The organism is Pseudomonas sp. PSKL.D1, from assembly GCF_028898945.1.
Lineage (GTDB): Bacteria > Pseudomonadota > Gammaproteobacteria > Pseudomonadales > Pseudomonadaceae > Aquipseudomonas.
In genome coordinates, this window is sequence record NZ_CP118607.1 from 2296432 (window position 1) to 2318975 (window position 22544).

Annotated in this window: 19 protein-coding genes; 8 read left to right on the forward strand and 11 right to left on the reverse strand. The window is 62.1% G+C overall.

Annotated features, from left to right (window positions below):
• Nucleotides 1-28: 28 nt before the first annotated feature.
• Genes tssJ through tssB form a run of 6 tightly spaced genes read right to left on the reverse strand, consistent with a single transcriptional unit; the run spans nucleotide 29 to nucleotide 5991 of the window.
• Nucleotides 29-826 (reverse strand): type VI secretion system lipoprotein TssJ, encoded by a 798-nt coding sequence (gene tssJ / locus PVV54_RS10305; protein WP_274909820.1) that lies wholly within the window; start codon nucleotides 824-826, stop codon nucleotides 29-31.
• Entirely contained in the window at nucleotides 823-1839 is a 1017-nt protein-coding gene (gene tssG / locus PVV54_RS10310) for a type VI secretion system baseplate subunit TssG (RefSeq protein ID WP_274909821.1), read from the reverse strand. The genes tssJ and tssG overlap by 4 nt, the downstream gene beginning before the upstream one ends.
• The gene (tssF, locus tag PVV54_RS10315) at nucleotides 1803-3569 is read right to left on the reverse strand and encodes a type VI secretion system baseplate subunit TssF (RefSeq protein WP_274909822.1); all 1767 of its coding nucleotides are present in this window, start codon (nucleotides 3567-3569) and stop codon (nucleotides 1803-1805) included. Before tssF ends, tssG begins: the two co-directional genes overlap by 37 nt.
• Nucleotides 3570-3572: 3 nt before the next feature.
• The gene (gene tssE, locus PVV54_RS10320) at nucleotides 3573-3983 is read right to left on the reverse strand and encodes a type VI secretion system baseplate subunit TssE (RefSeq protein ID WP_274909823.1); all 411 of its coding nucleotides are present in this window, start codon (nucleotides 3981-3983) and stop codon (nucleotides 3573-3575) included.
• A complete protein-coding gene (tssC, locus tag PVV54_RS10325) occupies nucleotides 3980-5470 on the reverse strand; it encodes a type VI secretion system contractile sheath large subunit (RefSeq protein ID WP_274909824.1) in 1491 nt (496 codons plus the stop codon). Before tssC ends, tssE begins: the two co-directional genes overlap by 4 nt.
• Before the next feature lie 17 nt (nucleotides 5471-5487).
• Complete coding sequence (tssB, locus tag PVV54_RS10330) at nucleotides 5488-5991, reverse strand: type VI secretion system contractile sheath small subunit (protein WP_274909825.1); 504 nt, start codon at nucleotides 5989-5991, stop codon at nucleotides 5488-5490.
• Nucleotides 5992-6325: 334 nt separating this feature from the next.
• Here tssB and vasI point away from each other — a divergent pair, with 334 nt between their 5' ends.
• The 4 genes from vasI to PVV54_RS10350 all read left to right on the forward strand — a co-directional run bounded on the left by vasI (nucleotide 6326) and on the right by PVV54_RS10350 (nucleotide 13116).
• Entirely contained in the window at nucleotides 6326-6976 is a 651-nt protein-coding gene (gene vasI, locus PVV54_RS10335) for a type VI secretion system-associated protein VasI (protein WP_274909826.1), read from the forward strand.
• On the forward strand, nucleotides 6964-8427 hold the full coding sequence (gene tssA / locus PVV54_RS10340) for a type VI secretion system protein TssA (protein WP_274909827.1): 1464 nt from the start codon (nucleotides 6964-6966) through the stop codon (nucleotides 8425-8427). Before vasI ends, tssA begins: the two co-directional genes overlap by 13 nt.
• Nucleotides 8424-12035 (forward strand): type VI secretion system membrane subunit TssM, encoded by a 3612-nt coding sequence (tssM, locus tag PVV54_RS10345; protein WP_274909828.1) that lies wholly within the window; start codon nucleotides 8424-8426, stop codon nucleotides 12033-12035. Before tssA ends, tssM begins: the two co-directional genes overlap by 4 nt.
• A gap of 154 nt (nucleotides 12036-12189) precedes the next feature.
• A complete protein-coding gene (locus tag PVV54_RS10350) occupies nucleotides 12190-13116 on the forward strand; it encodes an AraC family transcriptional regulator (protein ID WP_446731459.1) in 927 nt (308 codons plus the stop codon).
• On the opposite strand, the gene PVV54_RS10355 is transcribed toward PVV54_RS10350, so the two are convergent.
• The gene (locus PVV54_RS10355) at nucleotides 13104-15014 is read right to left on the reverse strand and encodes a tyrosine-protein phosphatase (RefSeq protein ID WP_274909829.1); all 1911 of its coding nucleotides are present in this window, start codon (nucleotides 15012-15014) and stop codon (nucleotides 13104-13106) included. The two genes, PVV54_RS10350 and PVV54_RS10355, sit on opposite strands and share 13 nt — an antisense overlap.
• Before the next feature lie 234 nt (nucleotides 15015-15248).
• Here PVV54_RS10355 and PVV54_RS10360 point away from each other — a divergent pair, with 234 nt between their 5' ends.
• Nucleotides 15249-16211 (forward strand): ABC transporter substrate-binding protein, encoded by a 963-nt coding sequence (locus tag PVV54_RS10360; RefSeq protein WP_274909830.1) that lies wholly within the window; start codon nucleotides 15249-15251, stop codon nucleotides 16209-16211.
• A 15-nt stretch (nucleotides 16212-16226) separates the two neighbouring features.
• Nucleotides 16227-17189, forward strand: coding sequence for an aliphatic sulfonate ABC transporter substrate-binding protein (locus tag PVV54_RS10365; protein WP_446731444.1), 963 nt, complete (start codon nucleotides 16227-16229; stop codon nucleotides 17187-17189).
• Here the strand turns inward: PVV54_RS10365 and PVV54_RS10370 are convergent.
• The 4 genes from PVV54_RS10370 to PVV54_RS10385 all read right to left on the reverse strand — a co-directional run bounded on the left by PVV54_RS10370 (nucleotide 17174) and on the right by PVV54_RS10385 (nucleotide 20301).
• Nucleotides 17174-17947, reverse strand: a complete 774-nt coding sequence (locus PVV54_RS10370) for an AraC family transcriptional regulator (RefSeq protein WP_274909831.1) — start codon at nucleotides 17945-17947, stop codon at nucleotides 17174-17176. The genes PVV54_RS10365 and PVV54_RS10370 overlap by 16 nt on opposite strands.
• Nucleotides 17948-17983: 36 nt before the next feature.
• Nucleotides 17984-19219 (reverse strand): MFS transporter, encoded by a 1236-nt coding sequence (locus tag PVV54_RS10375; protein ID WP_274909832.1) that lies wholly within the window; start codon nucleotides 19217-19219, stop codon nucleotides 17984-17986.
• A 91-nt stretch (nucleotides 19220-19310) separates the two neighbouring features.
• A complete protein-coding gene (locus PVV54_RS10380; protein WP_274909833.1) occupies nucleotides 19311-19556 on the reverse strand; it encodes a hypothetical protein in 246 nt (81 codons plus the stop codon).
• Nucleotides 19549-20301 (reverse strand): MlaA family lipoprotein, encoded by a 753-nt coding sequence (locus PVV54_RS10385; protein ID WP_274909834.1) that lies wholly within the window; start codon nucleotides 20299-20301, stop codon nucleotides 19549-19551. The genes PVV54_RS10380 and PVV54_RS10385 overlap by 8 nt, the downstream gene beginning before the upstream one ends.
• A 168-nt stretch (nucleotides 20302-20469) precedes the next feature.
• On the opposite strand from PVV54_RS10385, the gene PVV54_RS10390 reads away from it, so the two are divergent.
• Together PVV54_RS10390 and PVV54_RS10395 are read left to right on the forward strand one after the other, a co-directional pair.
• A complete protein-coding gene (locus PVV54_RS10390; RefSeq protein WP_274909835.1) occupies nucleotides 20470-21180 on the forward strand; it encodes a response regulator in 711 nt (236 codons plus the stop codon).
• The gene (locus tag PVV54_RS10395; RefSeq protein WP_274909836.1) at nucleotides 21177-22535 is read left to right on the forward strand and encodes an ATP-binding protein; all 1359 of its coding nucleotides are present in this window, start codon (nucleotides 21177-21179) and stop codon (nucleotides 22533-22535) included. Before PVV54_RS10390 ends, PVV54_RS10395 begins: the two co-directional genes overlap by 4 nt.
• The last annotated feature ends 9 nt before the right edge of the window (nucleotides 22536-22544 follow it).

Genomic DNA, 22544 nt, shown 5'->3' on the forward strand with positions numbered 1-22544 from the left:
ATGAGCAGGCGGGTGCAGGCAGAGGCCATCAGTCTTCCTCCTTGAGCACGAGCCGGGTGTCGTTGAGTAGCACCGACAGCACCATCTGGCGGCCACGGGGCACGATGCGCAGCACCTGCTGCCAGGTGGTCTGCTCCGGGTTTCTGTAGTCGGCGATGATGGCGATGAAGCGGGTATCGGCGTGGACGGGTTCGAACGGAAGGAACTTGAACTGACCGGGAAGCAGCAGGTAATCGTCATCGCGGATATAGGTGCTGCGCAGTGCCTTGGCCGGTGCCTGGTTCAGCATCTGGAACGTGGTGTTGCGCAACAGTGAGTCATCGCGCAGTTGCAGGATCTTGATGGCCATGGGCGTTGCAATCTGTTCCGTTACCCCAGGTGTCGCAGTGGGCAGATGAACCTCTACGGTGGAGTCGTCGTAATGGCCCGGTGCGCCTTCTTCCAGTGGTGAGCGTGGCAGTGGGTTGTCCTCCATGTCCTGCGGCACAGTCAGGGAAATCGCGGGAAACTGCGCTTGCAGGTACGCCAGCAGTGTCCCGACTTTTTCGGTCAGGGCGTGTGGGCCTGCGGCACTCAGGCTGACGGAATAGGCGCTGGCCTCAGGCGTGTCTCGTGGCTCGGCCTGTGCCTCGACACTGTTGGGGTTGCCGTTAAGCGTGGGGCTGGCATTGATGCTGAACGCGAGCTGGGTAGGTTCATCCTTGGGGGCCCCGACCGGAACGGACGGGTCCATGATGACCTTGCCTACTTTGCTCAATGCCGTGCAGCCCACGACCCCCACAACGGCCAGCAGCAATATCAGCTTCAGTATTGGCCGACGGATCATGAACGCCCCCGTATGCGTACGACGGGGCTGGCGAGGCCATGCCTGTTGTCGATGTAGCTGGTCCACCCCAGATGTGCACCCTGGCTGCGGCTGAGGCAGAAAGGTGACAAGGCATCCGGTTTTAATCGCAGCTCCAGGTCATAGGCCATGCCATCGCGCAGCAAGAAGTCGATCAGGGCACGCAATCGGTTGAAATTGACGCCACTGGGCAGCAGCGCACGCAGTTGTGTCTGGTCCAGGTCACTGATCAGGAGGGTGAACTTGCTGCTGCGTGTGCGTGTACGGCTGCCGACCATGAACGTGCTGCCCAGGCAACCATTGGCGTGGCCAAGGCGCACTATCTGCTGGGCCGCACTGGGTACCAGGCGCGTGTCGAACTCACGGACCTGCACGGTCTTGAGGTCAAAGCAATGGGCAATGATACCGGCCACGCTTCCCGGTGCCCGGCTGCGGCTGGCGATCACACCGGCAAAGCTCAGCAGGCGGCTCCAAGGTAATGCCGTGTCGCCGCGTAACTGGCGATTGTTGAGCCCGATAAGGGCGAACACATAGTGAGAAAACTGGTCACTGGCACCCGCCTGAAAGCGGATGTAGTAGCGGTATTTGCGCCAGATGCGGTGCAGCAGGCCAAGCAGGTAGTGATTGAAGAAGTCAAAGAACGCCGGGCGTACGCCAACACCGTGTGCATGCTCATAGGCCAGCTGCTCCAGGTAGTACGTGGGCAGTGGCGAGTCCGTGCCATGCAGCCCCATGAAGGTGGTGCACACGCGGTAACGCTCGGTTTCACAAGGCATGCGCTCGGCGCTGAGCACGTCTGCAACCGGAAAGGTCAGGCGCGGGTCTGTTGCCAGGCGAACACGCAAGCGCGTCGCCGCGTCCGGCCAGCGTGGTTCCAGGTTGTCCCCGTGCAGGCCATGCAGGCGTTCCAGCAACTGGAAAAAGTTGTACTGGTGCGCCTTGGCGAGCAGCGTATCGGCTAGATCAGCGGTTGTTTGCCGGTCATCAGAGGCCATGTGTAGTGCTCATTGTTGGTGGTGTTGATCACTTCCAGCCGATGGAAGGAGTTGATGCTGGCGTACAGGGCGAAGAAGTGCGCGAGCACACAACTGAACAGGTACAAGTCGCCTTCGCAGAGAAACGCAGCCTCGTCGAGCATTAGCCGGCTACGTAGCCCGCGTATGGGTTGGCCGTGGATCAACCAGTCCATGGGAGCGGTGTGCACGTCGCTGATCCCGGCCAGGCGCTTGTGTGTGGTGCGCGCCTGCTGGATGTCGTGCAGTGCGGCGAAGTCGTAGGCACAAATCACGGCCTTGAGCGAATCTGCCGACAGCAGTGACAGGTAGTTGAGCGAAAGGTTGGACACCAGCGCCCACTGCAGCTGGCCATCAAGGGCCGGTCGGTAAGGGCGGGTAGGGCGGCAGATGTTGCTGTAGGTAACCAGTGGCGGTGTGTCATCGGTGATCACGTCGATGTCGCCAATGCTCAGGGCAAGCGGTAGATCACGGTTGGTACAGGTCAGGTCGATGGAGGCGGTTTCCCGTTCACCGATGTAGGCATTGGCATCGGCACGAACGAAGGCGATCTGGTGGATCACGCCGTCCCCGCGCAGGGAGTCTTCCATCTGGCAACGGTAATAAAGCGCGGTTCGGCCATGGACGTGTTCGATCTCGTGGGCGAACGATTCGAAAGGGCGAAAGTGACGCAACATTTCCCCCAGGCTGCCGTCGGCGGTGGTGCGGGTGCTGATGACCTGATCGACACTGAAAATCTCATAGGCATGCTGCAAGGAGGTCTTGGGCTTCAGTACGGATTGCGCGTTTTGTGCAGAAAGGTCGATGGGCTCGGCGCTGTGCTGGAACAGGTTGACTGCGGGCGTGCAGAACAGGCTGAAATCGTTGAGGCCGATGCGCATCGAACTCGGCAACTGACGTGTGAACTGAAAGTCGATGTGTACCTGTTGGCTTTCCTGTGCAGGCCACACCTTGTCCAGCCCGGTCAGGCTGAAAAAATGAAAACGCTGCGGGAACATGAAGTACTCCTGCAGGATCCGGTAGCCATCAAAGACGTTCTGCGGGTAGGGCAACAGTGCTTCGCCCGGGCTGAAACCTGGGAATTTGAGGCTGCTGGCCGGCAGCTTGCGTACTTCGCCGTCAATGGTCACGCTGATGGAACAGACGTACTGCGATAACCACAGGTACAACGTGCGGGCGCAGCGGTCATCGCCGCTGAGGTGGAAATCCAGGCTGCTGCAGCCCAGTGCATCCAGCGGTCGTTTGACCAGCGTGTCCAGGCTGATGCGTGCAACGCAGCTGTCCAGCGTCTGGGTGGTATTCACCGCGCTGATCGCAAAAGGATGGACGTTCACTTCGGTACAGGTGCGGTACTCGCACGCAATGCCGTCAACAGGCCGCGAGAACAGCCGCGCGCCCTTGGGGATGCTGAGTGCCTGGCTGAGCGTCTGCTCTTGGGGCGTAAAACGAATGATCGTGGCGCTTGGCAGCGGCCGCAGGTAGTTGGGCCACAGCAGCTGCAACATGGGCTGAGTCAGCTCAGGCAGATCATCTTCGAGTTTCAGCCTCAACCGGGCAGTGAGGAAGGCGAAGCCCTCAAGCAACCTCTCGACATCGGGGTCGCTGCTGTCCTTGCCCAAGTACCGCGCAAGCTGTGGATTGTCCTTGGCGAAATCCGTGCCTAGCTCGCGCAGGTAGCGAAGTTCTTCGCTGAATCGCTCTTTCAGTGGCATGGGTTACCTCACACGGGTGTAGCGGTTGTGCCCGTTAACCAACAGTTCGATCTGCAACTGCTCGGCGTGGCTGTTAACCTGCACTTGGCAGTCCAGCCGAAAATGCAATGCCTGCGGCGAATGGGCATCGGGCAGAGCCTTCAGTGCACGCAACGTAATGCGGGGCTCGAAGTGTTGGAGGGTATGGCGGATGTCGGCACTGACCTGACGCAGCAGGTCTTCATTTCCCTGGTCATGGCTGTTGAAATCACGCAGGCCCAGTTCAGGGCTGCTTTGCGAGCAACCCTGGCGCGTGTTGAGCAGTATCTCGAGGTGGCGCTTGATCACCTCGAACTGGTGCCCCGGGTTTTCGTAACTGGAAAGTGCCCGATTGACAGTTGCCTGGGATGCCATGCGCTCGAAAAGGCCACTCATTGCGTGTCGAGCCTGCCAACCAGAGAAATCTCGAAGTTCGCGCCCATGTATTTGAAGTGAGGGCGAACCGCCAGCGAAACCTGATACCAGCCCGGGTCCCCGGCAACATCCGACACTTCGATTTTGGCGGCCCTCAGTGGTCGGCGGCTGCGCACGTCCGCCGAAGGGTTTTCCTGGTCGGCGATGTACTGCTTGATCCACTTGTTCAGTTCGGACTCAAGGTCGCGCCGCTCCTTCCAACTGCCTATCTGCTCGCGCTGCAGCACTTTGATGTAGTGCGCCAGGCGGTTGACGATGAACAGGTACGGCAACTGCGTGCCGAGTTTGTAGTTGGTCTGAGCCTGCTGCCCCTCTGGGGTCTTGGGGAAAGACTTGGGCTTTTGTACCGAGTTGGCGGAAAAGAACGCGGCGTTGTCGCTGTCCTTGCGCATGGTCAGCGCGATGAAACCCTCTTCGGCGAGCTCGAACTCCTTGCGGTCGGAGATCAGCACTTCGGTGGGAATCTTGGCCTGCAACTGGCCCAGGGATTCGTACAGGTGAACGGGCAGGTCCTCAACAGCCCCGCCGGATTGCGGGCCGATGATGTTCGGGCACCAGCGGTAGCGGGCAAAGCTGTCATTGATGCAGCTTGCCAGCAGAAATGCGGAGTTGCCCCACAGGTAGTTGTCGTGCCGGCCGTCGATGTTCTCGTCGTAGTTGAAGCTTTTTATGGGTTGCTCCTGCGGGTGATAGGCCGAGCGGAGCATGAAGCGGGGCCCGACCAGGGCCGTATGACGGGCGTCTTCGCTTTCACGGAATGCCCGCCATTTGGCATGCCGCGGCCCGGCGAAGATGTCCTTGATTTCTTTGAGGTTGGGCAGGTCTTCGAAGCTACGCAGGTTGAAGAACTCGGGTGCGGGGGCTGCCACGAAAGGTGCGTGCGACATGGCGCCGACAGAGGCCAGGTAACTCAACAGCTTGATGTCCGGCGACGATGGGCCAAAGCTGTAGTTGCCAATCATCGTCGCCACCGGTTCGCCGCCGAACTGGCCGTAGCCTGCGGTGTAGACATGTTTGTAGAGCCCGCTGCAGGTAATGTCGGCGGCATTTTCGAAGTCGTCGAGCAGGTCGTCCTTGCTCACATGCAGCACTTCCAGCTTTATGTTCTCGCGAAAGTCCGTGCGCTCGACCAAAAGCTTGAGGCTTCGCCAGGCAGACTCCAACTGCTGGAAGTCAGGCTGATGGAGGATGGCATCCATTTGCTTGCTCAGTGCCCGGTCCACTTCGGTAATCATTTGGTCAACACGGTATTTGTTGATCGATTGAGCCGGGTCATTGCTTTTCAGGATGTCGGAAATAAAAGCCGCCACGCCTTGCCGGGCAACTTGGTAGCCCTCCTGAGTCGGCACCAGGCGGGTTTCTGCCATTATCTGGTCCAGCAATGTGGTGGCGCTGGAAGTGTGAGTGGAAACTTCCGTGGTCAGGGTCGAGCTATTCTGCTTGGGCATGGGGGCGCTCCGCCATCTCAGTTTTGTTCCGGCGCGTCAAGCACCAGGTCAAGTTCGTGCGCAAGTTGGTTGCGGGCTTGCTCGTCATTGAGCAGCAGTTGCAATTGCTTGCGAAAATTTGGCACGTTGCCCATTGGGCCTTTGAGCGCAACCAGTGCCTCGCGAAGCGCCAGCAGCTTGTTCAGTTCAGGAACCTGCCGGGCGATGCTGTCTGGCCCGAAGTCCTCTATCGACCGGAACTGCAGGGCCACGCCCAGCTCGGCATCGGCCGTGGCGGCAAGCGTGCAGGGCACGGACATCGTCAAGCGCACATCGGCGTCGTGCAGTACGTTGTTGAAGGTGTGCTTGTCCACCCGCATGACCGGTCGATCCTCAAGGGAGCGATGATCGTGCTGGCCGAAATCACCTAGTACGAGCATTTTGTGAGGCAGCTCTACTTCAGCTTGCTCATCGCCGGTAGCCGGTACGTACTTGATGTTGATGCGCTCTTTTGGCGCGACGGCTCCACTGTTCTTGGACATTGTTTATCAACTTCCTGTTGTTTGTAGGACGCTTCCTACAATTGTGTTTATTTGTCTGTTTAATTTGTGGCTTATGAGTGTAGGAAATTTCCCACATATGAACGGCTCATTCCTCGGGTGAGGTTAAGTGTTCGTGGGTGCTAAAAAACCATGCATTGGAAAGTGTCCCTCGGTCGAGGGGCAAGATGTAAAAAAATATTTTTATGTATATGTTCGTGATGATGTAATAGTCTCGTTGCCAATTCGTCTTTTCGGATTGTCTCGCTATTCGTAACATGTAAGAAAACGCGAACGGTCATGTAGGAACTTTAAAACTTTGCAGGGAGAGCTTGCGATGATTACCCGCTATGCCCATGGCGCTGGCCTGGCGTTGATGTTGTGTTGTGAGCCAGCGTTGGCGGGTGATATGCGGGACTGCCCGCAAATTGTGTCCAACCTGCAACGCCTGGCGTGTTTCGATCAGGCAGCAGGAACACCAGCACGGCTTGAGGCGCAATCGTGGTCCGCGCCCGAACAGGACGCACCCACGGTTCGCAGGGTGATGGCCAGTGAGGCCCGGCGGGCGCCGGACGACCTGACGTTCCGTTTGAGCGCAGACGGAAATGGAGCGCCCGGGCAAGTCCGACTGCTGATCACTGCCCCCGCCATCGCGTCCACAGAGCCCAAAGCCTATCTCGCAATCAGTTGCGTACAGAACATCTCGCGGTTGCAACTGATCACCGGGCAACCGGTCGATGCGCGTCGGGTCAGCGTACGGCTGCACAGCGAGCGTGGTGCCACAGAGGCCACGCCGTGGCAGGTGATGGAGGCTGGCCAGGTGCTGGACGCCGGCCGTGGGCTGCCGGCCATCGCGCAGATCAAGCAGCTGTTTGCCGCCCACCGCATCCAGGTCGAAAGCGATCATCCTTCATTCGACGGCCTGAGTTTCGACGCTCAAGGGCTGGACCCGTTGCTCGGCAAGGTGCGCCACGCATGTCGCTGGTAGCGCCCGTCTCGGCGCAAGAGATTGCACGCCTGCTTGCGCCGGTGGACGCCGACGTGCCAGTGGGCCTGTTTGATGTAGAAGACGAAACCTACCAGGCGATTGATCAGGAGATGGTCAAACTCGGAGGGCTGCAGGAGGCAACAATCGATTGGGCCTACATCGAAGAAGCGTCCCGCCTCTACCTGACTCAACGGTGCAAGCACCTGCGGATTGTCGGGCATCTGAGTGTTGCCTGGTTGCGCGATGGCAGCTGGGAGCGCTGGGTGTTCACGTTGAAACTGCTGGGCGGGATGCTCGACCGTTACTGGGAAACTGCCCACCCCAAGCCCGGCCCGAAAGGGTTGTTGGGCAAACGCAAGCTGGTCGCCCTGATACTCACGCGGCTGGTCGATGCGTTGCCCCGCCTGGATCGCTTCAGTTACACCCCAGGCCATGGGGACGATGGCCAGAAGGCTCTGCTGGCGCTGCAGCAGTCGATGGCGCAGGCACACATCGAATCTGACGCGGTGGTCGAACTTGAGCAATTGTTGCTGCGGCAAGTGGAGTCGGCAGGTGAAATCGAAGCACCGGCGCCCGCCAAAGCTTCGCGTACCCGGCATGAACCAGCACCGCTGGCAGAGGTGTTTGCGCCCCCCCACGCCAGCCTTTCGCTGGGCAACGAGCGCGAGACCCGCCGTGCCGTGCTGAGCATGGCCGAGTTCGTCAACCAGCAGGATGCCTATGACCCGACAGGCTACCTGCTGCGGCGCTTTGGCTTGTGGGCGCACCTTCAGGCGGCACCTGCCGCCAGGCAGGATCGGCGGACGGAGTTGATGATGGTGCCGCTGGAAATTGTCAGCGTCTATGAAGATGCAGTTGCCGCCAGTGCGGCTGACCTGGCACTTCTGCTGAAGGTCGAGAAAAGCGTCACGGCATCACCTTACTGGATTCGCGGCGGCTTCCTTGCCGCCACGATTGCCTCTGGCCTGGCGATGGCCGAGGTCGCCGAGGCCATTCGCAGTGCCACGGCACGCTTGGTTAACCGCCTTCCGGCATTACAGCAACTGCGCTTCAGCGACGGCACGGTATTCGTGGACGATCAGTGCATGGCTTGGCTCAAAGGGGCTTCGGGCCGGCCTGAGCAGGCTGCCACGCAAGGCTTCGGCAGCTTGCGTGAAGAGCTGGTCTGCCAGTTGGCGGCCGGCGGTGTCGAGCCGGTACTGCTCAAGTTGCAGAGCCTGCAAGCCAGCCATCGCTCCCCGCGAGAGCGGTGCCATGCCACGGCGATTGCCGCCGACCTGCTGGCCGAACGCGGTGTGGCCTGGCTCGCCCAGGACCTGTGCGCCAGTGTTGCCCTGGCCATGCAACACACCACCGCTGATGCCTGGGAGCCGGAGGTGTTCCAGCGCCTGTGGCAGCTTGGCGCGCCTTCGGTGTTCATCGATCAGAGCAAAGACAAGGAACCTACATGAGTCAGATCTGGACGTTGTTCAAGCGCTGGGGGCTGCCCCTGGCCAGGCGAGTGGGCCTGGCGATGCCCCTGCTGTTGGCCGTGGGGGCAGCGTTGCTGCTGATTGCCATCTGGTGGCTTGGCCCGGATTGGACGTGGCGCGGCCAGCAACCGTTGTCGAGCATCGCGCTACGCAGTGCCGCCAGCCTGCTGTTGCTGGTACTGCCGTTGTTGATTGGATTGATCGTTCTGCGAATGCGGTTCCGTCGCTTGCAATCGCAGCATCGGCAGGAGCAGGCAACGCTGGTCGACCCTTGCCTGACGCATGTCCAGGCGCAGGAGCGGGCGCTGGGCCGGTGCATGGCGAGTTTTCTCGACAATGTCGGTGGTCGTGGCGCCTTGTACCGGTTGCCGTGGTACCTGGTCGTGGGGGCGGAGCGGGCCGGCAAGAGCAGCTTCATCGAAGCGACTGGGCAAAACTTTTCCCTGACCCGCATCGACAATGTCCAGACCCGCGCGCTGCAGGCTGGGCCCACGGCGTTTCCGGTGGGCTGGTGGATCAGCGATGATGCCGTGATCATTGACCCGCCGGGTGGGTTTATCACTCAGCCTCTTGCAGATCAGGTGCCGCCCGATGCGTCAGGCGCTGAAGTGGCGCCTGCCAGCACCCAGGCACGGCTTTGGAATCACCTGCTGCAATGGCTGGTGCGCAATCGAAGCCGCAGAGCCATCAACGGCTTACTGTTGGTGGTGGACCTTCCAGCCTTGCTGCAAGGCTCCCCCGCACAACGTCGTGCGTTGGCCCAGGTACTGCGCACACGCCTGCATGAGGTGAGCTGCGAACTGGGTGCGCGCTTGCCCCTGTACGTGGTACTGAGCAAGTTCGATCAACTGGACGGTTTCGACCCGTTTTATGCTCGCCTTTCTGCCGAAAAGCGAGAGGATGTGCTGGGCTTTACCTTTGAGCCAGATGCCACCGCAGCATTCGACGCCTGGCTTGGCGAGTTTGCCGAACAGTACGACGGTTTGCTCGCACGGGTGCACGAACAGGCCATGGCTTTGCTACAAGCCCAAACTTGTGCAGAGCCACGTGCACGAATGCTGTCCTTGCTGACGCAGTTGAATGGCTTGCGTCCACTGCTGCTGAAGTTCCTGCGTGAGACGCTGGCGAGCGACCCGTTCAACACGCCTGCCTGGGTCCGTGGTGTTTACTGGTCATCAGCAGTGCAGCGAGGGGAATTGTGCAATGCGTTTGTGCGCAAGGCTGCGCAGCCCTACCCAACAGGGTTGCCGGAGGACGAAAGCCGGGCACGGGAACAGACGTTGCCCCATTTTATCCAGCATGTCTTTGCGCGGGTCATCTACAAAGAGTCCGGGCTGGCGGGCGATAACGAGCGGGTTGCGCGCAGCAAGCAGCGCTTGTTGTGGGTCGGTTCCGGCGTTGGTGTACTGGCGCTTGCCGTGGCTTTCGCAGGCTGGCGCAGCTATTTCGAGAGCAATGCCACCAATGCGGCTGCGGTACTGGCCAAAAGTCGTGACTTCAGCCAGTCCGAGGTGGATCAGCGGCTGGACCCGACCGGGCGTAACCTGCTGCTGCCACTGGATCGGATCAGCAACGCGGTGGCGGTGTTCGGGCAGTATCGCGAGGCTTGGCCCGGGGTCGCGGACCTTGGGCTGTACCAGGGGCGGGTGATCGGCCCGCTCGTCGACGAGGTCTACCTGAAACTGCTCTCGCAACGCTTCTTGCCGGCAATTGCCAGTGGTGTTGTCGAGGCAATGAGCGCGGCGCCGCCCGGTAGCGATCAACAGCTGGAAGCGTTGCGGGTCTATCGCATGCTTGAGGATCGACAAAATCGCCGGCCAGCGGTGGTGGAACAATGGATGGCCACACAGTGGCAGGCCGCGTACCCGGGGCAGGGGCAGTTGCAGCGTGATCTGATGAGCCATCTGACGTATGCCCTGGCTTACGCTGACGCCGAGCTGCCGCAGTTCCGTCAGCCTGTCAGTGAGGTGCAGCAATCCCTGCGTGAAGTACCTCTGGCGCAACGGGTGTATGACAACCTCAAGCGGCAGTCCCTGAGCGACCTGCACGCGGGCCTTGACCTGCGCAAACAGGTTGGCCCGGCCTTCGACAGCATTTACCAGCCGGCCTCGGCGACACAGCGCGATGAAGGCAGCCTGCTGTTGATGCCCATGCTCACGGCAAAGGGCCTGCGCGATTATGTCGAACCCCGTAGCCAGCAACTCACCGACATGGCGATGATCGACCAGTGGGTACTGGGTGAACGCAGGCACATTGACTACTCGACTGCCGACCGTAACGCGCTGGCCGAGCGCGTTCGCAGCCTCTACAGCAGCGATTACATAGACCGTTGGCAGCGTGCGCTGAATGCATTGGTCGTGAAGGATTTTCGTGATCTGGACCATGGCGTTGTGGTGCTTGAACAACTGATTGGCCCTGCAACGCCGCTGCGCAGGCTGCTGGAGACCGTGCAGGAAAACACCCGGTTCCCGTCATTACCCACGGTAACGGCAAAAGGTGAGTTGGCCGCAATCAGCCCAGGTCAGGCAGCTCAGGCTCAGGGTATTCACCGGGCATTCGCGGACCTCAACGGCTTGTTGCAACCGAAGGGAGAAAAGCCCAGCGAGTACGAAGACACGATCAGCGCCATTGCCAATGTTCATGATTTTCTCAGGGCTATCCAGGGCAACCCCGATCGGGGCGATGCCGCGCTGCAGGCGGTGATGCAACGCTTCTCGATGACTGCGCCTGACCCGGTCGGCGCATTGCAACGGGTTGCCACGGGGTTGCCGGCCCCCATCAATCATCAAGTCAGAAAAGTCGCCGAACAGTCAGCCCGCGTGCTGAACATCGAAGCGATACGCGAGCTGGACCGCCGGTGGGATGCAGAGGTCTACAGTTACTTCCAGCAGCGACTGGCGGGGCGTTATCCCTTCGTGATTCAGGCGCCGGATGCCTCGCTGGATGACTTTGAAGCGTTCTTCGGCCCTAAAGGGCGTTTGAAGCGGTTTCAGGATCAGTACCTGAAGCTGTTCCTCACGCAAAACTTCGAAGCCTTGCGCGCAGACCAGCAGGGTGGCTCCCTCATTCGCACAGATGTGGTGGAACAGCTGGAAATTGCAGACCGTATCCGTGAAACCTTCTTCGACCAGCGCGGTAACCTCAGCGTGCAGTTCAGCATCGAGCCGCTGGGCCTGAGCACCAATCAGCGCACAAGCCTGCTGGACCTGGATGGCCAACTGATTTCCTATACCCACGGGCCAGGCCAGATTACCGGCATCGTGTGGCCGAACACGTTGGGGCGCCAGGTACGCAGTAACCTGACCCTGCTCAGGCTCAACGGCCAAAGCAGTAGCCTGGAATACCGTGGCCCCTGGTCGATGTTCCGTTTGCTCAGCCGCGGGTCACTCAATGGCCGTACAGAAACCAGCGTGGACCTCAGCTTCAGGACGGCAGACGGTGTGATGCGCTATCGCCTGAGTGCGCAGAAGGCCTTCAACCCCATTACCCAGCAGCCTTTCAAGGACTTCCGGTTACCACGGGGCTTGATGCATCAGGCTGGATTACACGCAGAGCGGCCTGGCAGGCTGGACGCTTCAGTGCAATGAACGGGCGATTCATTGACAGGGCAGGTTGATTCGCCGGTGTCACGCAGGTGTCACAATCACCTGCCACGCTGCACCTCCCGCATATCTGCCACAAGGCATCGCCTCCGTGTCCTTAGGCAACACCCGCACACCTTTCATGCTGCGCTCCGGCAACATGCGCAGCGACGAGTTCGCTGCCAGCTTCATGCAGTTGTTCGGTACGCTTTACGCCGACATGCCGACGCTTGCGCAAGACATCGCCATTGGCGGCGTGTATGGCCGGTTTGCGGGCATGAGCGTGCGGCAAATGCACTATCAGGGGGACTTCACCCTCAAACTGCCCACCCCCCAAGACGAAATCACCTTCGTGTTGCCCACGGCGGGCAAGATCATGTTCGACCACCGTGGTGAATCCATTGGCGGTGCCCAGGTGGGGCTTGCAGTCGACAAGCTGGGCCTGCGCTCGGTGAGTTTTGCAGAGGGGCACGCCCAGTGCGGCATGTCGATTGGTCGCGCGGTGTTTGCCGAGCGGCTGTCGGTGCTGCTCGGCCGGCCATTGGCCGAGCCCATTCGTTTTGTACCTGTGGTGGAGCTTTGCCAGCCGGCCCTCCAGGGGATTCGTGCGTTGCTGGAACTGGCTACCGGCAACGAGTTTGACCCCCTGATAAACAGCGGGCTGCTGATGCCGGCGCGGCTGCAGGACATGCTCGTCGACGCGGTGCTGGAAAACTGGCCGCACAACCACAGCCAGGCCCTGCACAGCCCGGCCCCGGCGCTGGCTCCCCGGCATGTGAAACTGGCGATGAGTTACCTGCGTGACCACCCGGATACACAGGTTTCCGGCAGCGAGCTGGCGCAATTGGCCAATGTCAGCTTGCGGGCGTTGCAGGATGGCTTTCGGCGCTTTGCCGGTACTTCCATCGTCGGGTATCAGCGGCAGGTGCGCTTGGAACAGGCGCGCGAATGGCTGCTGCGTGGGGAGGGGGCGTCGGTGGCGGAAGCAGCCCTGCGTCACGGGTTCAGCAACGCAGGGCGGTTTACCCAGTATTTTCAGCAGGCGTTTGGTGTCAGCCCGGCGCAGGTACGGCGTCAGAACGCATAACTGGCCTTGAGGCTACCGTTCACGCCATGGCTGCCCCCACCGCCTGTGGCCGCTACCTCGGCACCGAGGCTCAACGCGCCAAGGCTGGCCATCAGGTTGACGCCGCCCGTGAACTGTTCGCTGTTGTCGAAGGCGGCACGCTGTTCGATATCGAGCCCCAGCAGGTGGCCTTCGCTGTCAACTTCGTGCTCACCCAATGCGCGCTCGTAACCCACTTCAACCCCTGGCACCAACGCCCAGTTGCCTAGCCTGACCGGTACAAAAGAGGCCTTCAGGTTGGCCACCGCCGCGCGTCGGGTTTGCTTCAGGTCGTCCACCTCAAGGGCGACTTCACTGCCTTTTTCGGTAAACCCGCCAAGGTCCACGCGGCTGACCCTGAACCCCAGGCTCGGTTCCAGCGCAAGGTCACCTGTTGCAAAGCGATAGCCCAGTGCCAGGCTGCCACCCGCCAAGGTGCCATGGCTGTCACCTTTGGCCGCGCCAAGGCCTGCGCCAAGTTCGCGCTTGCTGCTGTAGTCAAGCCAGCCGGCGCTGAGGTCGGCGTCGACGAACAGGCCTTGTTCAAGGCCACCGGGGGCAAAGCGGGTGCCGAGGGTAAGGAAGGTCAGGTCAGTGTCTGCTTCACCACCGGCGCCCCCGACGTTGCCGCGGCTGTAGCCAAAGCCCGCGTGGGCACTGAGCTGTTCGGAAAAGCGCTGGGTCAGCCCCACCACCAGCCCTTGGCTGTGTTCGTTGCTGCTGGCAGCGTGAGCGGAGCCATCGGTGCCAAGGTAGCCCGCCAGCGCCGTGCTCCACAGGCGCGACTGGCCCACCTTGAGATCGCTGCCGTCGGCAAAGGGTGAAACGGCGCGATCGATCATGCTGCCCTGGCGCAACAGGTAGCTGGCAGCATCGGCGTGCACCTGGCCGCCGACTCTGGATTCCACGCCGCCCAACGCGCCTGCGTCAATGGCCGATTGCAGGTAATAGTTGTAGGCACTGTAGGTTCCGGAAAGCGAAGTGTCCTGCAGTTGCCGCAACAAGCGTGCACCGGCTGCGGCGTTGCCCATTAGGCTCGCTTCACCCGGCAGTGTGCTGTAACGCACCATTTTGCCGCGCAAAACGTAGATCGTTTCCTGAGTCAGGCCCAGGCCCTGTTTGAGGTAGTTATCCATGCTGCCGTACTGGGCCGTGACTTCATCCAGGCCGGCTTGCAGGTAGCTGGCTTCCACGCCCAGCAGGGGGGCGTAGATTTCGGCCATGCTCGCAGGCATCGCCGCCAGGGTGGCTGCCACGCGCGCGGCGGTGTAGTCGTTGGTGGCCAGGTAGTTGCTCATGATGGTGGCGTCATCGACCCCGGCGATACTCAATAGCACGGCGGCAGTCCAGCCGGTGCGGTCCTTGCCGGCAGTGCAGTGGAACAACGCCGCGCCGTCGGCGCTGGCCAGTTCGTTGAACAGCACGGTGAACTGGCCGCGCATACCGGCATCGTTGACGAAGGCGCGGTTGGTGTCCTGCATCATGGCCCGCGCCTGCGCCGCACTGGTAAACGACAGGCTGGTGATGTTCGAGCCCGAGGTGGTGCTGCCGATGATGTCGATGTTCAGGTAATCGGCACCTGCCGGCAGTGTGTCGGGCGTGCTGGCGATTTCGCTGGGCGTGCGCAGGTCGTAGACGTTGCTGATACCCAGGCCGTTGAGAATGGCCAAGTCCGCAGCCGTAGGGGTCAAGGCGTTGGAGCGATAGAACACACCGGCGCGCATCGTGCCGTCGTGTTCGGTAGTGTACGCCGTGGTGGTGCCGGCGAGGTCGCGGAAGTTGTCCATTCCCGTCAGTCGCGGCGTGGCGAGTGAATCGGCGTGGGCAGTGGCGATGGCGATGGAGAGCAGGGATACGGAGTAAAACACACGTTGCAGCACGGCATTGGCCTCGGGAGTAGCGGTTGGGCTGCTGAATCTCCCGTATCAATATGAAACTGAATGTTACATAACAGAGCGCGACGCAAATGCCTGCGCGATTTGTCTGTCAGGTGCGTTTTCTGTCCAGTCGCTTATCTAGCATTTTGCATATTAGGTTAGATCTAAAATCAATTTAATTTATTGTTCGGCGCCCGCTACATTCTCGGTTCCCCAAGGACTCACGAGGACCAGCGGATGTCCATCCGATCCCGCCTGTTGATCATCGCCACGGCCACACTGCTGGCCACCCAGGCATTCGCCGCCGAACGCCTGGCCCTGCGTATCGGCGACCAGAAGGGCAACATGCGAGCCCAGCTCGAAGCCGCGGATGCCCTACGCGACTTGCCCTACGACATCCACTGGGCCGAGTTCCCGGCCGCCGCCCCGCTGGCCGAGGCGCTTAATGCGGGTGCCATCGACGCCGGCATCATCGGTGATGCACCGTTGTTGTTCGTGCTGGCCTCGGGCGCCCCGGTGAAGGCGGTGGCGGTGGACAAGTCCGACGCCTACGGCACGGCGCTGCTGGTTCGCCCCGATGCCTCCTTCGCCAGCGCGGCCGACTTGAAGGGCAAGCGTATCGCCACCGGCCGTGGTTCTATCGGCCATCACCTGGCCCTCAAGGCGCTGGCTCAGGCGGGCCTGACGGAGAAGGACGTGGAGTTCCGCTTTCTTGGCCCGGTCGATGCCAAGATTGCCCTGGCAAATGGTTCGGTGGACGCCTGGTCCACCTGGGAACCCTACACCGCGCTGGCCGAGCTGAGCGGGCAGGGCAAAGTGCTGGTCAATGGCCGGGGCCTGTCCACCGGCAACAGCTTCCTGGCCGTAACCGACAAGGCGCTGGACGACCCGGCCCGGCGTGCCGCGCTGCAGGATTACCTGGCCCGCCTGGCGGGTGCTCAGGTATGGGCCTACCAGCATCTGGACAGCTATTCCAAAACCCTCGCTGCCATCATTGGCTTCCCCGAAGACGCCGCGCGCCTGCAGTTCCAGCGCCGCCAACTGCGTTGGCAGGCTATTGATGCCACGACCGTCGCCGAGCAGCAGGAAACCGCCGACTTCTACCACGCCCATGGCCTGATGACCCAGCGCCTTGACGTTACCCCGACCTTCGCCGACGGCTTCACCGTGCCCGCCGCCGCCGCGCTGGCCCAACACTGACCCGGAGTCTTTCCCATGCCGCACCGCAAACGCCTGCGTCATCTGGCCCTTGGCCTGTTGCTCGGCGGCCTGATGCCGTCCATTGCCAGTGCCGAGCAAACCCTGCGCATCGGCTATCAGAAGTCCTCGACCCTGCTGACATTGCTCAAGGCCCGAGGCACCCTTGAACAGCGCCTGCAGGCCCAGGGCGTGCGCATCAGTTGGCACGAGTTCCCCAGTGGTCTGCCGTTGCTGGAAGCCCTGAACCTGGGCAACGTCGACCTGTCGGCAGACGTCGCCGACACGGTGCCGGTGTTCACCCAGGCGGCCGGCGCCAGGCTTACGTACTTTGCCCGCGAAGCCCCTTCGCCGCTGGCCCAGGCCATCCTCGTGCCCGCCGGTTCGCCGCTCAAGACCCTGGCCGACCTAAAAGGCAAGCGGGTGGCCGTGACCAAGGCCGCCGGTAGCCACTACCTGCTGATTCAGGCACTGGCCAAGGCGGGGCTTAACTTCAAGGACATCACCCCGGCCTACCTGATTCCGGCGGATGGCCGGGCTGCATTCGAAAATGGCAAGGTCGATGCCTGGGTCACCTGGGACCCTTACGTGGCCAGCGCCCAGCGCCAGCAAAACGCCCGGGTGCTGGCGGACGGCAGTGGCCTGGCCAGCTACCAGCGTTACTACCTGGCGGGCAGCGACTACGCCAAGGCACACCCTGAAGTGCTCCAGGCCGTTTACCAGGCCTTGCACGAGGCGGGTGAGTGGACCAAAGCCAACCCGGCAGCGGCGGCCCGCGTGCTGGGGCCGTTGTGGGGTAACCTGGACAGCGCCACCGTACAGCAGGCCAACGCGCGGCGTAGCTACGACGTGCAGCCGGTGCGCCTGGAAAACCTGGGTGAACAACAGCACATTGCCGATGCGTTTTACCGCGAAGGCCTGCTGCCAAAGCCCGTGGATGCCCGCGCGGTAACCCTGTTCGACCCTCAGGCGAAGAACTGACTGGGCGTCGTGCCGAACTGGCGCTTGAACATGCTGGCAAAGGCGCTGGGGCTGTCATAGCCCAGCGCGCCCGCCACATCGATGATGCGCTCGCCCTGGGCAATGCGTTCCAGCGCCAGCATCAGCCGTGCCTGTTGCCGCCATTGGCCGAAGGTCATGCCGGTTTCCTTGCGGAACAGGCGCTGGATGGTCTTTTCGTCGATACCCAGTTGCTGCGCCCAGTCGGCCACGGTCGACGGGTCGTCCGGCCGGGCCTGCAAGGTGCTGCAGATGGCCTGCAAGCGCGGATCGCCCGGTTGCAGCAAGCGCAGGGGCAAGGTTGGCAACACACTGATTTCGTCGAGAATCAGACGCATGATGCGGGCTTCTCGCGAATCCTCGGCAAAGGCGCCGGTGATGTCGATCGAGGCCTTGATCAGCTCACTCAGCAGTGGGGAGATGCTGATGGCTTTGCTGTGCAGCGGCAGCACGGCAGCGGTGTCGGGGCGCACGAACACGCTGCGCATCTTCACATCCCCGACACAGCGGATGGCATGCACCTGCCCGCAGGGCATCCAGATGCCACGGCTGGGCGGTACGGTCCAGCGCTCGGCCAGGGAGTGCACCACCATCACGCCCTTGATGGCATAGATCAGCTGATGCTTGGCGTGTGAATGCGGCGCAATGTACCAGTCGGGCGGGTAGTCGGTTGCCCGGCTGCCCACCTCCCAAGTCCATTCATCCACTTCCACCAGCATGTCTTTCAGCGGTTTGAGCATGGCCTTCCCGTGCAACTGAAGCGTTCAGCGGCCATCTTAACAGCAGGTTGCCGGCCGGGCCTTGGAGCGGGTCGCCGGCAGTAGCGCGGTGGCCAGCCCAAGCAGCGGCAGGAACGAGATCACCTGGTACACCCAGACGATGCCATGCAGGTCGGCCAGCTCACCCAGCCCGGCGGCGCCAATGCCGCTGATGCCGAACATCAGGCCGAACATCACCCCCGACACCATGCCGACGCGGCCCGGCACCGCCTCTTGCGCATACACCACCAGTGCGGCAAAGGCCGATGACATCACCAGGCCAATGGCCACCGCCAGCACGGCCGTCCAGGCGAGGTTGGCGTAGGGCAGGGCCAGTGCAAACGGTGCCACCCCAAGGAACGACACCCAGATCACCGCCTTGCGCCCGATGCGGTCCCCCACCGGCCCGCCGGCAAAAGTACCCAGTGCCACGGCGGCGAGGAATACGAACAGGTAAAGCTGGCTTTGCTGCACGCTAAGGCCGAAGTGTTCGATCAGGTAGAACGTGAAGTAGTTGGTGAATGAGGCGATGTAAACGAATTTGGCGAACATCAGCAGGGCGATCACCCCGACGGCGCGCCACATGGCGCCTTTGGAGAGGCCTGGGGCCTGTTGGCCGGCGAAGCTCTTCAGGTGCGTCTGGCCATGGCGAATGGTCCACCCAGTCACCCGCAGCAGCACGAAAACCGCCAACGCCGCTGCGAGCATGAACCAGGCAATGGCCGTTTGCCCATAGGGCATGACGATGGCGGCGGTCAGCAACGGGCCAATCGCCGAACCGGTGTTGCCGCCCACCTGGAAGGTCGATTGCGCGGTGCCAAAGCGCCCGCCAGAGGCCATGCGCGCCACCCGCGAGGCTTCAGGGTGAAAGGTTGCCGAGCCCACGCCTACCACCGCAGCGGCTACCAGCAGCATCGGGTAACTGCCGGCGAAGGCGAGCAGGGCGATGCCGACCAACGTCACCAGCATGCCGGCCGGCAGCAGGTAGGGTTGCGGGTGCTTGTCGGTGTACATGCCGACCCACGGCTGCAGCAGGGAAGCGGTTACCTGATAGATCAGCGCAATCCAGCCGATCTGGGCAAAACTCAGGGAAAAGTCGCTTTTGAGCATGGGGTAGATCGATGGCAGCACGGCCTGGATCAGGTCGTTGAGCAAGTGTGCAAAGGCAGCGGCACCGACGATGCGCACCAGAAAGCCTTGGGGCCGGGCAGCGTCGGTAGTCGGGGAGGCCAATGTGGCGGCAGGTGTCGTCATGGGCATGGCTCTTTTGTCGTGAGGTTACAAGGCATTGCCGCGGCAGGATAACCAGCGTGTCAATGCCTGTCTCACGTCGAACAGGCACCCACTAGCGCGAATCGGACATTGCGTTTTCTTGTCGGGCCATCCACCTGAGCAGCGCAGCAATCGGCACCTGGCGATGCACTTCCTGGCGCTGCGGTTCACCTTCGCCATAGCGTTCCCGGTAACGGCTGAGTACAAGGTGGCGGCCATCCGCGGAAACCCGCACTTCCAGTTCGTGCAGCAGCAAAGGCTGGGGCTGTGCCCCGTGCAGGCGGCGAAACAGGGTCATGGCGGTTTGCCCGTCATTCATGGTGGCTGCCCTCGCAGTGGATCGTTTGGCCCGCCTTGCCTTCGGCCACCACCGTGGCGCGCTGCAGGGCGGTGAAGTTGCGCATGGCCAGGTAGCTGTCAGGCGCATTGAGCAGCAGGTCGGTCACTGGCAGCGCGGCGGCACGGGCGTCCACCATGCCCCCGGCGGTCGCCACGGTGTTCAGGGTGGCGAGCGTGTGGCTGTAGTCGCCAATCGGGTTGGCGACCCAGGTCAGGGCCCGGCCACCGGCATCGCGCAGGTTGCTGGAGCCCAGCACTGGCAGCTCGACGATCGGGCCGTCGGCCACGCCCCATACGCCGAAGGTTTGCCCGAAGTCCGACGTGTGTCGCGGTAAACCCATTTCACCAGACACGTCGATCAGGCCAGCCACCCCGAAGGTGGTGTTGAAGATGAACCGCGCCAGGCTGGTCATGGCCCACTGGCCGTTGCCCTGCAGCAGGTCGTTGACGAACACCACTGGCTCGCCGAAGTTGGCACTGAAGTTATGGACGCCCTGGCGGGTAAAGCCTGGCAGGGCCTGATAGCCGCGGGCGGCCGGCGCCATCAGGTAATCGTCAAAACCGCGGTTGAAGGCGAACACTGCGCGGTTGACAGGTTCTACCGGGTCGCTGATCTGGTAGGTGGCCGGGCCGCAGATGCTGGCAGGGGAGCGTTGGCTACAGCCACCGGCGGTGAACAGGGTCAGGGCCAGTATCATGGTGCGGACTGAAACAGGGGTGGGCATGGGCACGTTCCTGAAAAAAACTGGCGCCGATGCTGCCGGGAATTGATTGCCTGGGAATGTCCGCTTTGCTTCGCCGCCGACACTTTGTTGCCGGATTGAAATAAATGACGTTGGGCTGGTGATGGCCTTACAGTAATCAGCCAATACCTATGTTCGTGGTGCCCGTGCGTGAGCCATTTGCTGATTGTCGACGATGACGCCGAAGTGCGTGACCTGCTGCAGAGGTTTCTTTGCCAGCATGGCTACGCGGTCGATGTGGCCAGCGATGGTCAAGGCCTCTGGCAGGCCATGGCGCGACAGGTTCCGGACTTGGTCATCCTTGACGTGATGCTGCCGGGCGATAACGGCCTGGTGCTGTGCCAGCGCCTGCGCGCCGAGTACAAGGTGGGCGTGATCATGCTGACGGCCATGGGCGAGCTGAGTGACCGGGTGGTAGGGCTGGAGCTTGGCGCGGATGACTACCTGACCAAACCGTTCGCTGCCCGGGAACTGCTGGCCAGGGTGCGGGCGGTGCTGCGCCGGGCAGGCGAGCCTGACAGCCCGGCGGCCGGCAGCACGCGCACGCAGTTCGAGTTCTCCGGGTGGCTGCTGGACGCCATGCGCCGTGAGTTGCGCTCGCCGGAGGGGGTGATGATTCCGTTGTCTACCGGCGAGTTCGAGCTGCTCCGGGTATTTGTTGAACACCCCCGGCGCGTGCTCAGCCGCCAGCAACTGCTGGACCTGGCGCGCGGCGCAAGCCATGAAGCCTACGACCGCAGTATTGATGTGCAGGTGAGCCGCCTGCGGCGCAAGCTCGAGACGGACAGCGGCGACGAGCCGTTGATCCGCACCCTGCGCAATGTCGGCTACCTGTTCACTGCCCATGTAACCCTGCGATGAACCTGCTGGCAAAAACGCGCAACGCCCTGCTGAGGCCGCGCATCACCATCGCCCGCTGGATTGCGCTGACCACGCTGGCTGCGATGCTGGTTTTGCTGCTGGTGCTCAAAGGCCTGATGAGCCTGGTAATGGGGGTGTGGGCGCAACCGCCGTTGCTGGAAAGCGGCCTTATCGAAAAGGTGGCTGCCGTGGCGCGCATTGTCGATGCCGCGCCTGAAGCCCAACGCCCGCTCATTGCAGCGGCTGCGGGCGATGCGTCTTACACGGTGCAGTGGCTGCGCAACCATGCGCAGGCCGGCCTGCCGACCGGCGCCACCAGCGAGCAGGGTGAAGGCGCGCAGCGGTTGCGGGCGCTGCTGAACCGCCCGAACGCACGCTTTGAGGTGTTCGAACCCGCGGACCTGCCAGCGCCAGACGGGCAACGTGGTTACGCCCTGTTGGTGGAACTGAGCGATGCGTCCTGGCTGCTGTACCGCGTCAACAGCCGCAGTTGGGGGCTGGATGAGCTACCCCGCAACCTGATTGTGGTGGTGTTGATGGTGCTCACCAGCCTGGTCATTGCCCTCTTTGCCACGCGCTATCTGGCTCACCCGCTGGAGCGTTTTGCTGCAGGCGCACGCCGCTTTGGCAAGGACTTCAACGCCCCGCCGATTCCGGTGGTCGGGCCGCACGACTTGCGCCAGGCGATTCTGGCGTTCAACGCCACCCAGGCCCAGCTCAAGCATTTTCTCAACGACCGCACGCAGATGCTGGCGGCGATCTCCCACGACCTGCGCGCGCCATTGACCCGCATGCGCCTGCGCGGCGAGTTCATCCAGGACGCCGAGTTGCAGGCCAAGCTGTTCCAGGATGTGGACGAAATGCAGGCCATGGTGGACGCTGCCTTGCAGTTCTTTCGTGACGATGCCCGACTGGAGCCCGCCACCACCTTTGACCTGGCTGCGTTGCTGCTCACAGTGGTGGACGGCTTCAAGGACGCGGGCGTGGAGGTGGATTTCACCGGGCCGCGACGTTGCGTTTACCTGGGGCGACCGATGGGTATCAAGCGGGTAGTGGTCAACCTGATCGAAAACGCTGCCAAGTATGGGCGTGAGCCAGCCGTGCAACTGGTGGTTACTGCCGAGCAAGTCGTCATCCGCGTGCTGGACCGTGGGCCAGGCGTTGCCGAGCACTTGCAGGAGCAGGTATTCGCGCCGTTTTTCCGGATCGAGGGGTCGCGCAACAAAAACACGGGTGGTGTTGGCCTGGGCCTGCCATCGGCCCGCGCCATTGTGCAGGAGCAGGGCGGCAGCATTACCCTGCGCAACCGCCCGGAAGGTGGGCTGGAGGCCAGGGTAACGCTGCCCGTGGGGTAACGGCCGGAG

Bases quoted from the DNA above. Each gene is read 5' to 3' on its own strand.
- tssJ (WP_274909820.1), bottom strand. From the start codon at position 826: ATGATCCGTCGGCCAATACTGAAGCTGATATTGCTGCTGGCCGTTGTG.
- tssG (WP_274909821.1), bottom strand. From the start codon at position 1,839: ATGGCCTCTGATGACCGGCAAACAACCGCTGATCTAGCCGATACGCTG.
- tssF (WP_274909822.1), bottom strand. From the start codon at position 3,569: ATGCCACTGAAAGAGCGATTCAGCGAAGAACTTCGCTACCTGCGCGAG.
- tssE (WP_274909823.1), bottom strand. From the start codon at position 3,983: ATGAGTGGCCTTTTCGAGCGCATGGCATCCCAGGCAACTGTCAATCGG.
- tssC (WP_274909824.1), bottom strand. From the start codon at position 5,470: ATGCCCAAGCAGAATAGCTCGACCCTGACCACGGAAGTTTCCACTCAC.
- tssB (WP_274909825.1), bottom strand. From the start codon at position 5,991: ATGTCCAAGAACAGTGGAGCCGTCGCGCCAAAAGAGCGCATCAACATC.
- vasI (WP_274909826.1), top strand. From the start codon at position 6,326: ATGATTACCCGCTATGCCCATGGCGCTGGCCTGGCGTTGATGTTGTGT.
- tssA (WP_274909827.1), top strand. From the start codon at position 6,964: ATGTCGCTGGTAGCGCCCGTCTCGGCGCAAGAGATTGCACGCCTGCTT.
- tssM (WP_274909828.1), top strand. From the start codon at position 8,424: ATGAGTCAGATCTGGACGTTGTTCAAGCGCTGGGGGCTGCCCCTGGCC.
- PVV54_RS10350 (WP_446731459.1), top strand. From the start codon at position 12,190: ATGCGCAGCGACGAGTTCGCTGCCAGCTTCATGCAGTTGTTCGGTACG.
- PVV54_RS10360 (WP_274909830.1), top strand. From the start codon at position 15,249: ATGTCCATCCGATCCCGCCTGTTGATCATCGCCACGGCCACACTGCTG.
- PVV54_RS10365 (WP_446731444.1), top strand. From the start codon at position 16,227: ATGCCGCACCGCAAACGCCTGCGTCATCTGGCCCTTGGCCTGTTGCTC.
- PVV54_RS10370 (WP_274909831.1), bottom strand. From the start codon at position 17,947: ATGCTCAAACCGCTGAAAGACATGCTGGTGGAAGTGGATGAATGGACT.
- PVV54_RS10375 (WP_274909832.1), bottom strand. From the start codon at position 19,219: ATGACGACACCTGCCGCCACATTGGCCTCCCCGACTACCGACGCTGCC.
- PVV54_RS10380 (WP_274909833.1), bottom strand. From the start codon at position 19,556: ATGAATGACGGGCAAACCGCCATGACCCTGTTTCGCCGCCTGCACGGG.
- PVV54_RS10385 (WP_274909834.1), bottom strand. From the start codon at position 20,301: ATGCCCACCCCTGTTTCAGTCCGCACCATGATACTGGCCCTGACCCTG.
- PVV54_RS10395 (WP_274909836.1), top strand. From the start codon at position 21,177: ATGAACCTGCTGGCAAAAACGCGCAACGCCCTGCTGAGGCCGCGCATC.